Genomic DNA, 15,084 nt, shown 5'->3' with positions numbered 1-15,084 from the left:
AATCCTTTAACTGAACAAATCTTGAATCTATCTGCAGATTTTTAAAGCAAATCGAGGAAAAGTCGGAAAAACTGATCAGTTCGATCCTTTCAGCATTTCCATGTTATGTGCCACCTTCAGCGCTTCGATCAATTCGTCGAGATCGCCTTCCATAATATACTGAAGTTTGTAGAGTGTCAGGTTAATCCGGTGATCGGTTACTCGATCCTGCGGGAAATTATACGTTCGGATTTTGGCGCTTCTGTCTCCGGTGCTAACCATTGATCGCCTTTTTTCAGCGATAACTTTTTCCTGCTCGGCGCGTTTCAAGTCCAGCAGTCGGCTTCTGAGAATTTTCAAAGCTTTGGCTTTATTCTTATACTGAGATTTTTCATCTTGACAGGTAACGACCAATCCGGTAGGCAAATGGGTAATGCGAATTGCTGATTCCGTCTTGTTGACATGCTGTCCGCCAGCGCCGCTACTACGATAAGTGTCGATGCGCAACTCTTCGGGATTGATATCTAAGTCCACCTCTTCCGCTTCGGGAAGAACGGCCACCGTTGCCGCCGATGTATGAATGCGTCCGGAAGTTTCTGTAACAGGAACGCGCTGAACCCGATGTACGCCCGATTCGAATTTCATAGTTCCGAAAATACCAACTCCGGACAATTGAAAGATAATTTCTTTGAATCCACCGATCCCTATTTCATTGCTGGTCAGTATTTCGAGTTCCCATCCCTTTTTTTCAGCATATTTGGCATACATCCGATACAAATCGGCGCCGAAAAGCGCGGCTTCGTCACCGCCTGTGCCAGCGCGGATTTCTACAATAGCATTTTTATCGTCTGCCGGATCTTTAGGAAGCAAAAGTATTTTGATTTCTTCTTCGAGAATCTTTTCCAGATTTTTCAATTCCTCGATCTCTTCATGAGCCATCTGTCTCAGATCGAGATCCGGGCCGTTAAGAATAATATGATCCTGTTCGATCATTTCCAAAATCTGCAAATATTTAGTGGCTTTTTCGACGATTGTCTGAAGATCTTTATGCTCTTTTGTCAGTTCAACATACCGTTTCTGATCGTTTAGAACCGACGGATCATACAATTTGTTATTAATCTCGGAAAATTTCGCAATGATTTCCTGTAAACGCGCTTTCATAAATGTTTTAGTTAATTGATCGCTTCTGCCGAATATTTCTTTCCGGCATATTCGGAATATTTATCGCCGAACGCGGCTTTCAGCGCTTCAATCGCTACTTCGATCTGCTCATCTGACGGAGGTTGAGTAGTAATTCTCTGAAGCCAGAGTCCTGGAGCTGAGAGCCATTTCCCCCATGTCTTATCCTGATGTTTGGCGGTTAATTTTAGAAATTCATAACCGACGCCTAAAACTAACGGCAACAAAATCAAATGAAAGACAATGCGGATCCCAATTGAAATTCTCCCAATCGCAATAATGATCGCAGTGTCGATCAAAGCGTACATGAGAATCGAAACCAAGAGAATGATGAATATAAAACTTGTTCCGCATCTCGGATGAAATGTCTGGAAATCCCGTGTATTTTCAGGAATAAGCGCGCGCCCATCTTCAAAAGTAAAAACGACTTTATGCTCTGCGCCGTGGTATTGAAACAGCCTTTTGACATCTTTCATCAGCGAAATTAACCAAAGGTAAGTCAGAAAAAATACGATCCGCCAGCAACCGGCAATCAGGTTAAAAGCAAACGCCTTCCGTTCGATAGCAAGCAGTTTAGTCGTCAGAAATAATGGAGCCACGCCAAACAATAAAAAAGCCATACCAAACGCAAAAATGTACATCAGCGTGTTTCCTAATTTGCTCGTGGACTTCGATTTTTTACCGTTTGCCGGCTCTTCAGCGGCAATGGCGATATCCGCTGAAAATTGCAACGTTTCCATGCCGATCTTCATGGATTCAAACAAAACGACCACGCCGCGTAAAAACGGCTTTTTCAGGGACGGAATTCGTTCGGCCAAAGAAGCAAAATCATGACGTTCGGTCTCAATCTGACCGTCCGGCTTACGAACGGCAGTGGCATAAGCACCCGGCACGCGCATCATCACGCCTTCAATAACCGCTTGTCCGCCAACTAAAATTTTTTGTGTCATAGATATAAAAATAGCGGCTCTTCTCCAAGAGAACAAGCCGCTATATAAAAATAAGTTGCTAACCTTTTTGGACGTCTCTTCTATACTTTCGATTGAATTTCTCGATTCTTCCGGCAGAGTCGATTAATTTTTGCTTTCCTGAATAAAACGGATGACAAACTGAGCAGATTTCAATTTTGATGTCGCCGGATGTTGAACGGGTAGTAAATGTATTTCCGCAGGCGCAGGTAACTTTGGCTATTTCATATTTCGGATGAATTTTCGGTTTCATAATAAAATTCCTTTTCTATCGTTCTAAAAAGCGGGTGAATTTACGACGCCCACCTATAAATATGCAAGCCGAAATGCAAATTTCCCGGCATTTACTTCCTTTATCAGCTGGCAATCCGCCCGGAATTACTGGTTCATTGACTTTAGAAATTCACGGTTACTCTTGGATCGTTTCATGCGTTCCAGCAGAAATTCCATAGCTTCGACTGGATTCATCTCGCTCAGAAGTTTTCTTAAAATCCAGACGCGCGCAAGTTCAGCGGACGAAAGGAGTAATTCTTCTTTTCGCGTGCCGGAACGATTAACATCCATTGACGGAAAGACGCGTCGATCACTCAGGCGTCTGTCCAAAACTAATTCCATGTTACCGGTACCCTTGAACTCTTCAAAAATGACATCATCCATACGTGAGCCGGTATCGATTAGCGCTGTAGCGATGATCGTCAGACTTCCGCCGCCCTCGATATTCCTTGCCGATCCAAAGAAACGCTTTGGACGATGGAGAGCGTTAGCGTCGATGCCGCCCGATAAAATTTTACCGCTGTGCGGAACGACCGCGTTATGCGCTCTTGCCAAACGAGTAATACTGTCCAGCAAAATGACGACATGATAACCGAGTTCGACCATACGTTTCGCTTTTTCGAGAACCATATCGGCAACCTGCACATGTCTCTCCGGCGGTTCGTCGAATGTGGAACTGATGACTTCGGCTTTGACCGAACGTTCCATATCGGTAACCTCTTCCGGGCGCTCATCAATTAACAAAACCATTAAAAGAATTTCTGGGTGGTTGGTAGTGATGCTGTTGGCGATCTGCTGGAGGAGAGTCGTTTTTCCGGTTTTTGGTTGGGCAACAATGAGACCGCGCTGTCCCTTTCCGATCGGACAAAGCAAATCCATGATCCGCATCGAATTATTCTTATAATCAGTCTCCAACTGAATTCTGCTTTGCGGATAGAGAGGCGTCAGCGTATCAAACAATCTCTTGTTTTTTACCTCTTCTGGATCCATCATATTGACGGCGTCAACCCGTAACAACGCAAAAAATCGCTCGTTATCCTTCGGGGGACGGATTTCGCCTGAAATGATATGACCGGTACGAAGCCCAAACCGTTTGATTTGAGACGGAGAGATATAAATATCATCCGGCCCGGTAAGATAACTAAAGTTCTCTGATCGCAGGAATCCGAAACCTTCGTCTATAACTTGTAGAACGCCCTGCGCAAAAATGTGTCCTTCTTTTCGTACTGAGGCTTCCATGATTTTATAGATTAGATCCAATTTCTTTAATCCCGGGACATCAGGTATTTCTAGCTTCAAAGCCAAATCGGTTAACTCTTTAATTTTCATTGCCTGCAATTCGACAATTGTCAGATCTTTTTCCATATTTTGTTCCTTAAATATGATTGATTACAATCTGTGTGAAATTTAGTTCTTGGGTAGGTCAAAAAAAGCGCACTTTAAAAAACTTTTCCGAATTTAAAACATAATCTCAATGTATCAAACATTATTTTTTGAAAAAATGCAAAACGAGAGGCGCTAAATAATGACTTCCGACAATCAGTAAAATTTCTTCCCGCCGAATTTGGCGAACCGCTTCAATTAATAATTCCCTCGGGGTGCCTCCGATAACGATCCGGTTTCCCAGAACGTCGCGAACCAGATCGGCTTTCAGATCTTCAACTGGAACAGAATCTTGACTTGGAATTCTTGAAAGATAAATTGTTCCACCGAGGCTATTCAGTGATTTGCCTAACGTTCGGTAATTCTTCGTTCTTCCCAATGCAATGAATGTATGAATCTTTTTCTGAGGAAATAATTGCTTCAACGTTCGCACAACGCGACGAATGCCATGCAAATTGTGTCCGACATCATAAAAAACCAATGGCTCGTTTGACAGAATTTGCAGTCGCCCTGCCCAATGGGTAGCTTCGATGCCGCGTCGAATGACTTCCGTAGTCAGTCGCTCATTTTTCAATGATACGATTGCCGCCAGCGCCGTCTGAAGATTTACAATCTGATGCTCGCCAATCAAAGGAAATCGAACGCCGATAAGCGAACGTTCGTTGAAACGAATATTTACCGTTTGCTCTCGAGCCGTCATTTTCGTCCGCCGGATTTTACACAGATTAGGTGCGTAACAAAATTCAGCGCCGTTGATCTCCAAAATCGGTTTGATAACAGATAAAAGATACGGCGATTGTTTGGAAACTATGCAGGAAGCTCCTTGCTTGGTAATTCCGGCTTTTTCAACCGCAATCTTCTGCAACGATTTTCCAAGAAATTCCTGATGGTCTTTTCCAATCGATGTTATCACGGAGAGAACTGGCGTTACGACATTTGTCGCATCGAACCGGCCGCCCATTCCGACTTCCAACACGGCATAATCGACTTTCTTCTCGCGGAAATACGCGAGCGCCAGCGCCGTCGTCGCCTCAAAAAATGTACAATCGAGTTCGACGATCCAACTTTGCGAACCCTCGATAAATGATGATATTTCCTCGTCGGAGATTGGTACACCGTTGACCTGAATTCTCTCGTTGAATTTCAACAGATGTGGCGAAGTGTAAAGTCCAACACGGAAACCAGCCGATTCCAAAATGGACGCGATGACCGCACAAGTCGATCCTTTTCCGTTCGTCCCAGCAACATGAATACTGGAAAATGTATTTTGTGGACTTCCAAGTCGATTCAGCAAATCCCCAATTCGCTCCAGCCCAAGATGAATACCCTTTTTGTTCAGTAAATACAGAAAGTTCAGTGATGAATCGACATCACCGGAAATTAAAAGCGGATTCATCAGAGCGGATCGTCCAGGGAAACGCGTTTGACATTCTGGAGCGACTGACCAATAAAACGGTTGGCAATCTCTTCAAATTTCTGAGGAAAATCACTGACATAAAATTGATGACGCGGTTTTCTGGTTCCGTTGTTCAACAAACCATTTTCCCTCAAAATATTCTCGACATCGACAGCCGTTTCGATCGCAGTATCGATGATCTGGACATCGGAATCAACGACTTTTTGAAGAATTTTTTTGATGAGAGGATAATGGGTACATCCGAGAATCAGCGTGTCGATATTTTTCTCGATGAGCGGTTTCAAATAAATCCGCGCTATTTGCTCAGTAACCGGCGAATCTACCCAACCTTCTTCTACCAAAGGAACAAATAGTGGACAAGCGACCGATTCCACGAAAATATCCGGCGCCTTTTGTTTAAGAATTTCGGGATATTTCCCGGTTGAAATCGTAGCGGTCGTTCCAATTACGCCGATTCTACGGCGGACGGTAAACTCCAGAGCGGCACGCACACCCGGTTCGATCACACCGACAATGGGAACACTTATCGACTTTTTTAAAACATCCAGCGCAACGCTCGACGCCGTGTTGCACGCGACGACAATCATCTTGACGCCTTTCTCCTGAAGAAATTGAACGATCTGCTTGGAAAATTTCTGAACGGTGTGAACACTTTTACTGCCGTACGGAACTCGCGCTGTATCTCCAAAATATAAAATCGATTCGTTCGGCAGACGTGAAAATATCTGCTCCACAACTGTCAATCCGCCCAAACCGGAATCGAACACACCAATGGGAAGATTACTTATATCCGACTGTGAAAGCGATTTATTGCTCGATGGTTTTATCACTTAACTCCTTGAATTCGATAATACTTTTATATAACGTTTCCGCTAGTAGTTGCCGGTGTTTCGGCTGGTTTAGCAACTCGGCTTCGGAACGGCTGGTATTATAACCGAGTTCGACGAGAACTTTCGGCATGGATGCGCCGATCAACACATAAAAATTCGCCTGTTTGACTCCTCTATTTTTTTGCCGGACATTGCTGGAAATATTCTTCGAAAAGATTTCGGCAAACTTTTCACTATCCTGCATATAAGACGAATGCACCATGTTCGCAAGAATAAAAGAGGAATCGTCGAAACCTTTATATTTCTCCTTATCCTGCGCCTCTTCCAACTGGATCACCGAGTTCTCCAATTGAGCAACATGGACCGCCTCTTGGGATCCCGGTCCCTGGCTCAGCAAATAAAGTTCAATCCCTTCGGGCGATTTACTGTGATTGGGTACGGCGTTTACATGAATGCTTAGAAACAGTTTCCCATCGCTTTTATTGGCAATATCGGTTCGTTTCCATAACGGAATAAATACATCGCGATCACGCGTGTAAACGACTTTCAGATCCTTCCGCCTTTCCAAGAGCCTCCCAAGTCTGAGAACGATATCCAAGACGATCTCTTTTTCAGGAGCGAATCCCCAGCGCCCCGGCGTGCCAATGTCTTTGCCGCCATGTCCCGCATCCAGAACGATGGTGTCAATTTTCCACGAATCTTTCGCCGATTCAATCTTTTTGAGAATATCTCGGTTAAGCGGATACTGGAGAGAGATCATTACTTGATGCATTGCCGCATCGTAATGGACATTTGCCGAACTGAACTTCCGACCGAGTTTCAAAGAAATTTGAACAGAACGGCCTTGCGGAACAGCTTCGATTTTCTCAATAGAAGAAAATGGATTGACTTTCGATAATTTTGCATAATCGCAGTCGGCGCCATAAATCGTCACATAAAACCATTCTTCTCCTTGAAAGAAAGAAGAAAAGTCGGAATCCAAGAAACCACCATTCTCCGCATCGATTGAAATCAAAATCCCGTTGGCTTTTTCCTGATAAGAAACCGCCGTCAGGAACTTGCGCCGATCTGGTTCTGCGAATTTTTTCCCTTCCACGGGCAATACCCCAGTCGTTTTCGGAACCGGAGGAGAATATGGAGTCGGTTCAAGAAATAATTTCCTATTCCCGATAGAATATTGGAGATCGGAAATGACATATTCTTTCATCAATTCCAGAAACGATTTCAGCGGGACAAAAGCCTCCTGATCGACCAACACGACCGGAGCAAGCATCTGAATCACCAAAGCATCGAAAACGACAAAATTGCTTCCAACAGACAATTTAACTTGCCGCCCTGGGAAAAAAGCCAGTATTTTACCAGTTTCTTTCCGGTAGTAGATTCGAACATCAAAAGCATCCACCATATCTTGAAGTGAAAAGTACTCAATCTGTCCAATACTCATGACTTTTACTTCGGCGCGTGGATTTTTCGGCACCGGATTGATAAAAATCAGGTTCTGAGAAAAACTCCTTGAGGATAGGACCACCAGAAAGGCAACGAGAATATTCAGTTTCAGTTTCATCAAAATCGACGTGAAGTTACAAACTCTCACTTCATAAATCAACTAACATCTGGAGTTCGAGCCACGCACGATTTTTCCATCCGGCATCAGTGCCGGTCTGCGACTGCTGTCCTTTCAACGCAATGCTGAAATCGAACCGATCTTGCACTTGCTTCCGGAATACGGCAAAATACCGGAATCCGGTGCCGGTCAACATTGCCATGCTAAATCGCAGAGGAATTCCGGGTTCATAAAGATAGACTTTTGCGTCGGACGACATGGCATAAAAATGCGTTGTTCCGATGCTGATACGCTGGTTTTTGGGTAGTTTCAAATCGACTGAAATCCCGACAGCTGAACCGCTTTCAATCTTGACGTTCTGACTCCGAACATGCGTCAACCGACCAGTCAGATTGACGCCTTCCGTGAGGGAATAAACTCCAATCGCATTCACATGAAACCGTTCGATTGTTGGTTCTCCCGAAAGCAATTCCCACTCGCAAACACGTCTGATCTTAATGTCAAATCGGTTGTCTTTTCGAAAATGTCTGCCAAAAGCCGCGACGATCTCGTTTCCTTTCTCCAATGGAACACCCGGTTCATTTGCACGAATCTGACGAAAATAATCAACATAACCAGATAAGTACCAGCCGCGTCGCAACCGGAATCTTGCTCCCGAATTGATCCCGCTTTCGTTCTTTGTAACTCCGGATGATGTAAGCGATGACGCGCCGAATAAAGCATAGAAATCGGGTGAAAAATATCGCGCACTGACAACGAGCGATGCGCTTCCAACCCGCCGAACGAAGCTTTGGACAAACGCCCACCCACCTGGAATGCTTTTCGCTACTTCGCCGGTCAAAAGATATTCAGAAGTTTCAATTTTATGAAATGCCGAAAAACCGGTTAATTCTCTTTTCATATCCTGAAATTCGGCAGGAAGCGGAAACTGCCTCCGGACTGCGAAAACACCAAACTTCCGATCTTCATTTCCAAACTGTACACTCGAACCGAAAACCGTTTCGCGTAAAATGTCTTGGGCGGCTTGTGCGGATTCCGTCACATGTAACCCATCAATGCGAAGATTTTTCACAATCCCATCCTCAACAACGGCATCCAGAAAATGGCGCGAGAAAAATGCTTCGACCGTCAGCAACTTTAACCGCATCTCAATTGCACTTCCGAATAAAAATCGGTTCTCGTCCGTTCCCTGATAGTTTGCCAAAACCGTTTTCTCCGGCGTGATGTTCTGAACCGGATCGGTACTGCGACTTCCCATCAGATTGGACGACATCATCAATCCTCGTCCCCAGTTGACGCGATAAGCCCCCGCGATTACACGCCATCGTTCCCTCAACAAAGGACTGCGAATCGTCCAATTTATGTAATCCGTAACCTGTGGTTCATCCGCATCGGTTTCCGTTACACCACCTCCAAACCAGCCATTCGCCGTCTCGTAACGACTTTTTATGAGCGTTTTGGAAACAGATGCCCGCCCAATGTCTTCCTTCATCGAAAGATAAATCTGAATCTGTCCTGTTGCCGGCGATTCTGTTTTCAGTCGAATGAAAAATCGAATGACTTTCATTTCTGATTCATTGAATCCACCGCGCTTGGCAAAATCACTCCAAGAAGTCGTCATCTGTCTTTTTCCCCAAAATTTAACGAGACGTTCCTTCAGACCGACCGAGATCGGGAGTTCGTCAATTTCAGAACATGACGCTTTTCGCCAGATAATCCGATTCTCAAAATAGGCATCCAATTTGTCTTGAAGTTCCTCCTCAGAAATGTTGTCTTGCATGAGAAAACCTTCTGAGATTATCTCATCGATTTCCACCTGCGCTTCACATGGCGCGAATAAAATCAGAACAACCAGTAAAACGATTGCAGTATTCATTTGATCTGAAATCCGCATCCGACAAAATAGGTCAAAGGCAGAGAAATATGTTGTTGAACCGCAAAGTCAAATCTGAATTTCCCAACTGCTAAATTAAGTCCGGCGGAAAAGCGATCGGGATTCGACTGAAATCCGATTAATCCATTCAATCCGCGCCAAAGATTGACACGTGTTCCGACACGAAACGAAAACGGAAACATCGTATCCTTGAAAATTTCAGCATCTACTTCGAGCTGTGGTTCCCAGAAATACTGGCATCCTACGGCAAACGCTTGCGGCAGTTTTTCCTTACTTCCAGACAATTTCGGCTGATTGGCATTGATATACACAACGGACAATCGCCAATCGTCGGTCGGATAAAATTTTGTGCCCGCCGTTACACCCAACGAGCCTGCGTTTTCATATCCGCTGACGGACAGATGATAGTAATCGATAGAAATACCGACTCTCATAAATTTCCTGATCTCTCTACCGAACGACGCCTGAAGAGTTCTTTCCTGATAAATTGATTCACCAAAAGCCCCAACACCAAATCGAAAGGCGTTGGTACTGGACGCGGGCGCCCATGCGACATTCCCTTTCCACGATTGCAGTTCTTTGAGACCGAACAGATTTGAATAAACCGCATCAAACCGAAGAACGCTGGCTTCGCCGATTGCCGCTGGATTTAGTCCATCCGAATGAATGGAAACCAAGCCGCCCCGCGCGATCAGGTTGGGCTGGATCGTCTGTATCTCGAAAGCCGCAAAAATTCTTTGAAAGACAAACAGCAAACACAACAACGATTTTTTGTTCATTTGGATACTCTTTTCTGTGCCGAAATCCCGGCTATCTATTAATCAGCAAACTTTTATTTCAACAGTCCGGCAGACCGGACTGAATCCCTCGAAACAATTGAAAAAATAAAAAATGCGGCGTTGACCGATTAGGGTCACGTCCGCTCTTTTTTCTCCTCTTTACGTTCGCTTCGCGGAACGAACGTATTCAATTTCTCGCGGACCACAAGGGGGTGATCGCGGTTGTGAAGACAAAGAATTCCCTCAATCATGATCTGCTTTAGCATGATTTCCTCATCACTGCGGCGTTTAAGTTTTCCGCCCAGCGGGATAAAGACGAGATTGGCTAAAATCAATCCGTAGAAAGTCGTCAATAAGGCAAGGCCCATACCGCCCAGAAGCGTTTTCATCTGAGTACCCATATCAAACTGAAACGCGGATGTTAAACCGCCGCCAGCACGCGAAGCTGTCCCAATAGTAAAATTCTTCATCATGATGATAAGTCCAACTATTGTTCCAACCATTCCGAACGCGGGCGCATATGTTCCCATATAAAAAAAGATCTCCTGCCCGATTGTATGCCGTTTGTCTGTATTGGAGAGCTCCAAATCAAGGTAATTGCGTAGGCGGGCTTGATCTTTTTCATTAATGGCAAGTTCAATACCATTTCTCATAAATTTGTCATTGATAGTGGAAAGATCGGACTCCAGTGACATCAAGCCATTTTTTCGGGCTTTACTAGACAGGTCATAGAACTTGTCGATGACTTCCTGATATTCCTGTTTATTGCGTTTAAAAGCGTTTTTGACGACACGAAATACGCTCCAGAGGTCTTTTGCGGGATAATTAACAAATGTTGCGGCGATGGTTCCGCCCAGCACAAGCAGAAGCGATGGAAAATTCCAGAAGTAAATTGCCTCTCCTTGGTTGGCGGCAATCGAGTAAATCACAAGAACAACACCTACGATCAAACCGATTAGCGTCGCAACATCCATAACACAACTCCTGCCGTTAGCCGGCGATTTTCAACCCATGATTTAAAAGCTAAAAAGAGATCCGAAACTACTCAAAGTGTCGAGTTGGCTTTCGGTTCAGATTTTTCTATAATTCGAAAAACTTTTTCACCTTTCTTTGCCATTCGGTAACGTTCTCGAGCCAATTTTTCGATATACTGGACATCGTTTTCGAGACGCAAGCGCTCAGCCTTTAATGAATCTTGTTCAACACTGAGCTCAACCATGTGGTCTTCGATCTGCTTCTTCTCTTTATGTAGGAGATAAATCTGGTAAAGACCATAATCTCCGATGACGAATATGATGATAAAAATCGTGAGTATGGTAATGGAACCCAGAATCCAGTAAAGCCGCTGGATATTGTCAGAATCTCGCGATTTTTTTTTGTCCGGAACCGAACGCCTCATTTCAAAATTTTACGTCCCCAGAAAATCGCATCGTCGCCGAGTTCTTCCTCGATTCTCAACAACTGATTATATTTGCAAATCCGATCGGTTCGGCAAGCGGAACCCGTCTTGATCTGCCCGGAATTTACAGCTACCGCCAAATCGGCAATCGTCGTGTCTTCCGTTTCGCCAGAACGATGCGAAACAACTGTTGTCATGCCATTTCGATGCGCCAATTCGACGGCGTTCAGGGTTTCGGTTAAAGTACCGATTTGGTTCAGTTTAATCAGAGCTGAATTAATGGCTTTTTCCTTGATAGCACGAGACAAACGTTCGACATTGGTCACGATCAGGTCGTCGCCAACAATCTGTATTTTGTCACCCATTTCCTTCACCATCAGTTTCCAGCCCTCCCAGTCTTCTTCTGCCATGCCGTCTTCGATCGAGACAACGGGATATTTCATGATGATGTTTTTGTAATAAGCAACCATTTCCTCGGATGACAGATCGCGGTTCTCTGATTTCAATTCATATTTTCGTGTTTCGGTGTTATAAAACGACGAAGATGCTGGATCGAGAGCAATGAACAATTGTTCGCCAACCTTGTAACCGGTTTTTTCAGCGGCTTCAAGGATGATTTCGATCGCTTCGACGTTCGAGCGAAGATTCGGCGCAAATCCGCCTTCATCGCCAACGGACGTGTTCATGCCTTTTTTCTTCAATACGCCTTTCAGTTGATGAAAAGTTTCGACGCCCATTCTCAGCGCTTCGGCAAAAGATGTCGCACCCGCCGGGAAAATCATGAATTCCTGCAAATCAACGTTATTGTCCGCATGTTTTCCGCCATTCAGGATATTCATCTGTGGCACCGGTAGAACACGGGCATTCACGCCGCCGATATATTTGTAAAAAGGTAGCCCAACATAATCTGCCGCGGCTCTTGCAACGGCAAGCGAAACACCCAGCGTGGCGTTGGCGCCGAGCTTCGCTTTATTCGGCGTGCCGTCGATTTCGATCATGGTGCTATCTACTTCCACTTGTTCCAAAACATCCATACCGACGACTTCCGGCGCGATGATCTCGTTGACGTTTTGAACGGCTTTCAGTGTTCCTTTTCCCATGTAGCGATCTTTATCGCCGTCGCGCAATTCAACGGCTTCAAATTCACCGGTAGAAGCTCCGGACGGAACAGCCGCTTTCCCGTAATAACCGCTTTCTGTCAATACTTCGACTTCGATGGTCGGATTTCCGCGAGAGTCTAAAATTTCACGGGCATGTAGTTCAACTATGGCACTCATTTTACTTATCTCCTTTTCATTTAAATTTTACAATTAGGTTCATTCTGTGTTCACGGGTGAATTTAGTATAGCCGAACCAGATTGTCAATTCCACTTTTCGGTTTTTCATGTGCCGATAAAAATTTTGTTTTCCGCCGTAGCGATAATAAATTCTCCGCGTCATTTTAGAGAAAGAGGAACATGTCGATATTTGTCAAACCTTTTGAAAAGAAATATACCGAGCCATGGGAAAATCTTGTCGAAGAGAGCGTCAACGGCACGATTTTCCACACTCGGAAATTCCTGTCTTATCATCCGGCCGGACGATTTACCGACGAGTCGCTGATGTTCGCAAAAGGCGACGATATTTTCGCGCTCTTTCCCGCGGTTCGCGGCAATTGGAACGATGTCGATACGCTTTGGTCTCACCGCGGCGCCAGTTATGGCGGTTTCGTGCATCATGAAGGACTGGGAATTTCTACTGCGTTCGAATTGGTCGAATCACTCGTTCATCATGCAAAAAAAGAAGGCGTGCGGCGGATCGTCATTACTCTTCCGCCGGTGATTTACAATCGTCGGCTTTCCAACTATCTCGATTTCGCAATGATAAAATGCGGGTTTACATATCTGAAACGCGAAGTCTCCAGCGTCGTCTATCTGGAAAATGACATCGAGAAAAATGTCGCCAAGTTTAAGCAGACCAACCGCACGGCTTTCCGCAGAGCTATGAAACTCGGCGTCGAAGTCCGTGAGTCTGATGACTTCGCAACCTTTTACGAAATCCTGAAGAAAAATTTGAAGATCAGGCACGGTGTTCAGCCGACGCATACGCTGGAAGAACTTATTCTGCTAAAAAAACTCTTCCCTGACAAAATTTTCCTCTATGCGGCTTACGCCGGAGATGAGATGGTAGCGGGCGTCGTGATGTTCGATTGCAATCTGGATGTGTCGCTCGCTTTCTACATTAGTCACAACGAAGCGCGGCAGGAGTTTCGCGGCGTGAATATCCTGTTTTACCACATCATCAACCGATGTATTCAGAAAGGATTCCGCTGGCTGGATTTCGGGATTTTCACCGTCAACATGGATCCAAACTTCGGGCTAGCGCACTTCAAGGAAGGATTCGGCAGTAGCGGCATTCTCCGCGATTCTTTAATCCTAAATTTATAAACAGAGAACCGCCGTTGTGGATCGTGGATTCTGGTTTTCGTTTGAATAAAACCGATTTGCATTTTCAGAAAATGTCATAGATTTATCCGGAATTTATTATGTCAGCGAATATCCGTTCACTCACCAAACAGACTCTGATTTACGGCATCGGCACGATTCTCGCCCGGTTCGTTACATTTTTACTTTTGCCGGTTTACACGAATCGACTTTCGCCGGCGGATTACGGACTCGCGTCTCTGGTATTTGCCTTTCTCGGCTTCATGAACATCATCTATAATTACGGGCTGGATTCAGCGTTGATGCGATATTACAGCGAAACGAAAGATTCGGCGGCGCGTACATCAATTTTCTCGACAGCCATTTGGCTGACACTTGCCACAAGTGCCGTTTTAAGTCTGGTCATTTTTTCGATGAACGGATTTTTCAGCTTATGGTTGCTCGAAGATGTCAAGTATGCTCAACTAATGAAATATTCGGCGGCGATTCTGCTTTTCGATTGTATTTGTCATGTTCCATTCGCGCTTCTTCGGCTTGAAGAAAAACCGTATCAATTCATGGCAATCCGACTATTAAATGTCATCGTCGTTTTTTCCTTAAATATCTACTTCGTAGTGATGTTAAAGCGCGGTGTTGTGGGGATTTTTCAGAGCAATATCATCACGTCGGCTTTGACCGCGACTGTCCTTTACGCCATCACGCTTTCGCGCGTGCGATTCACATTTTCCGGGAAAACCGCCAAAGATCTGACGATGTTCGGTCTGCCGTTCATTCCTGCAGGATTGGCGACGGTTTGCATGGAAATGCTTAATCGGTACATTTTGCAAGATTTAATTGGGCTCGACGCGGTCGGTATTTTTAGTGCAGGTTTCAAACTCGGCATTTTCATGTTGCTTTTAACGACGGCATTTTATTATGCGTGGCAGCCATTTTTTCTGAAAGCCGGACCGCAGGAATCGTCCAGAACTTTATTTTCGCGCATTTTTACTTATTTCG

14 protein-coding genes are annotated in these 15,084 nt (G+C 44.8%); 2 read left to right on the top strand and 12 right to left on the bottom strand.

What is annotated here, in order from left to right; genetic code table 11:
- Positions 1-75: 75 nt before the first annotated feature.
- The 12 genes from COT43_04315 to COT43_04260 all read right to left on the bottom strand — a co-directional run bounded on the left by COT43_04315 (position 76) and on the right by COT43_04260 (position 12,942).
- Positions 76-1,140: a peptide chain release factor 1 gene (locus COT43_04315; protein ID PIS29224.1), complete on the bottom strand. Its 1,065-nt coding sequence runs from the start codon at positions 1,138-1,140 to the stop codon at positions 76-78.
- A gap of 11 nt (positions 1,141-1,151) precedes the next feature.
- On the bottom strand, positions 1,152-2,114 hold the full coding sequence (locus COT43_04310) for a DUF1385 domain-containing protein (GenBank protein PIS29241.1): 963 nt from the start codon (positions 2,112-2,114) through the stop codon (positions 1,152-1,154).
- A 52-nt stretch (positions 2,115-2,166) separates the two neighbouring features.
- A complete protein-coding gene (locus tag COT43_04305) occupies positions 2,167-2,379 on the bottom strand; it encodes a 50S ribosomal protein L31 (GenBank protein ID PIS29223.1) in 213 nt (70 codons plus the stop codon).
- Positions 2,380-2,504: 125 nt separating this feature from the next.
- Positions 2,505-3,764, bottom strand: a complete 1,260-nt coding sequence (locus COT43_04300; protein ID PIS29222.1) for a transcription termination factor Rho — start codon at positions 3,762-3,764, stop codon at positions 2,505-2,507.
- Between the two features lie 121 nt (positions 3,765-3,885).
- On the bottom strand, positions 3,886-5,178 hold the full coding sequence (locus COT43_04295; protein ID PIS29221.1) for a bifunctional folylpolyglutamate synthase/dihydrofolate synthase: 1,293 nt from the start codon (positions 5,176-5,178) through the stop codon (positions 3,886-3,888).
- Positions 5,178-5,987 carry a glutamate racemase gene (locus COT43_04290; GenBank protein PIS29240.1) on the bottom strand — a complete coding sequence of 270 codons (810 nt, stop codon included), beginning with the start codon at positions 5,985-5,987 and terminating at the stop codon, positions 5,178-5,180. The genes COT43_04295 and COT43_04290 overlap by 1 nt, the downstream gene beginning before the upstream one ends.
- Positions 5,988-6,006: 19 nt before the next feature.
- On the bottom strand, positions 6,007-7,635 hold the full coding sequence (locus tag COT43_04285; protein ID PIS29220.1) for a hypothetical protein: 1,629 nt from the start codon (positions 7,633-7,635) through the stop codon (positions 6,007-6,009).
- The gene (locus tag COT43_04280; protein ID PIS29219.1) at positions 7,625-9,469 is read right to left on the bottom strand and encodes a hypothetical protein; all 1,845 of its coding nucleotides are present in this window, start codon (positions 9,467-9,469) and stop codon (positions 7,625-7,627) included. Before COT43_04280 ends, COT43_04285 begins: the two co-directional genes overlap by 11 nt.
- A complete protein-coding gene (locus COT43_04275; GenBank protein ID PIS29218.1) occupies positions 9,466-10,266 on the bottom strand; it encodes a hypothetical protein in 801 nt (266 codons plus the stop codon). The genes COT43_04280 and COT43_04275 overlap by 4 nt, the downstream gene beginning before the upstream one ends.
- A gap of 134 nt (positions 10,267-10,400) precedes the next feature.
- Positions 10,401-11,240 carry a motility protein A gene (locus COT43_04270; protein PIS29217.1) on the bottom strand — a complete coding sequence of 280 codons (840 nt, stop codon included), beginning with the start codon at positions 11,238-11,240 and terminating at the stop codon, positions 10,401-10,403.
- Positions 11,241-11,311: 71 nt separating this feature from the next.
- Positions 11,312-11,665, bottom strand: coding sequence for a hypothetical protein (locus tag COT43_04265; protein ID PIS29216.1), 354 nt, complete (start codon positions 11,663-11,665; stop codon positions 11,312-11,314).
- A complete protein-coding gene (locus tag COT43_04260; GenBank protein ID PIS29215.1) occupies positions 11,662-12,942 on the bottom strand; it encodes a phosphopyruvate hydratase in 1,281 nt (426 codons plus the stop codon). The genes COT43_04265 and COT43_04260 overlap by 4 nt, the downstream gene beginning before the upstream one ends.
- Before the next feature lie 180 nt (positions 12,943-13,122).
- Here COT43_04260 and COT43_04255 point away from each other — a divergent pair, with 180 nt between their 5' ends.
- A complete protein-coding gene (locus COT43_04255) occupies positions 13,123-14,091 on the top strand; it encodes a GNAT family N-acetyltransferase (protein ID PIS29214.1) in 969 nt (322 codons plus the stop codon).
- Between the two features lie 98 nt (positions 14,092-14,189).
- A partial coding sequence (locus COT43_04250; GenBank protein PIS29213.1) for a hypothetical protein occupies positions 14,190-15,084 on the top strand: 895 nt, incomplete at its 3' end.

This window comes from Candidatus Marinimicrobia bacterium CG08_land_8_20_14_0_20_45_22 (assembly GCA_002774355.1).
In the GTDB taxonomy this organism is placed as follows: domain Bacteria; phylum Fidelibacterota; class UBA2242; order UBA2242; family UBA2242; genus 0-14-0-20-45-22.
Note: the sequence above shows the minus strand (reverse complement) of the source record. Positions and strands in the feature narration are given on the sequence as shown.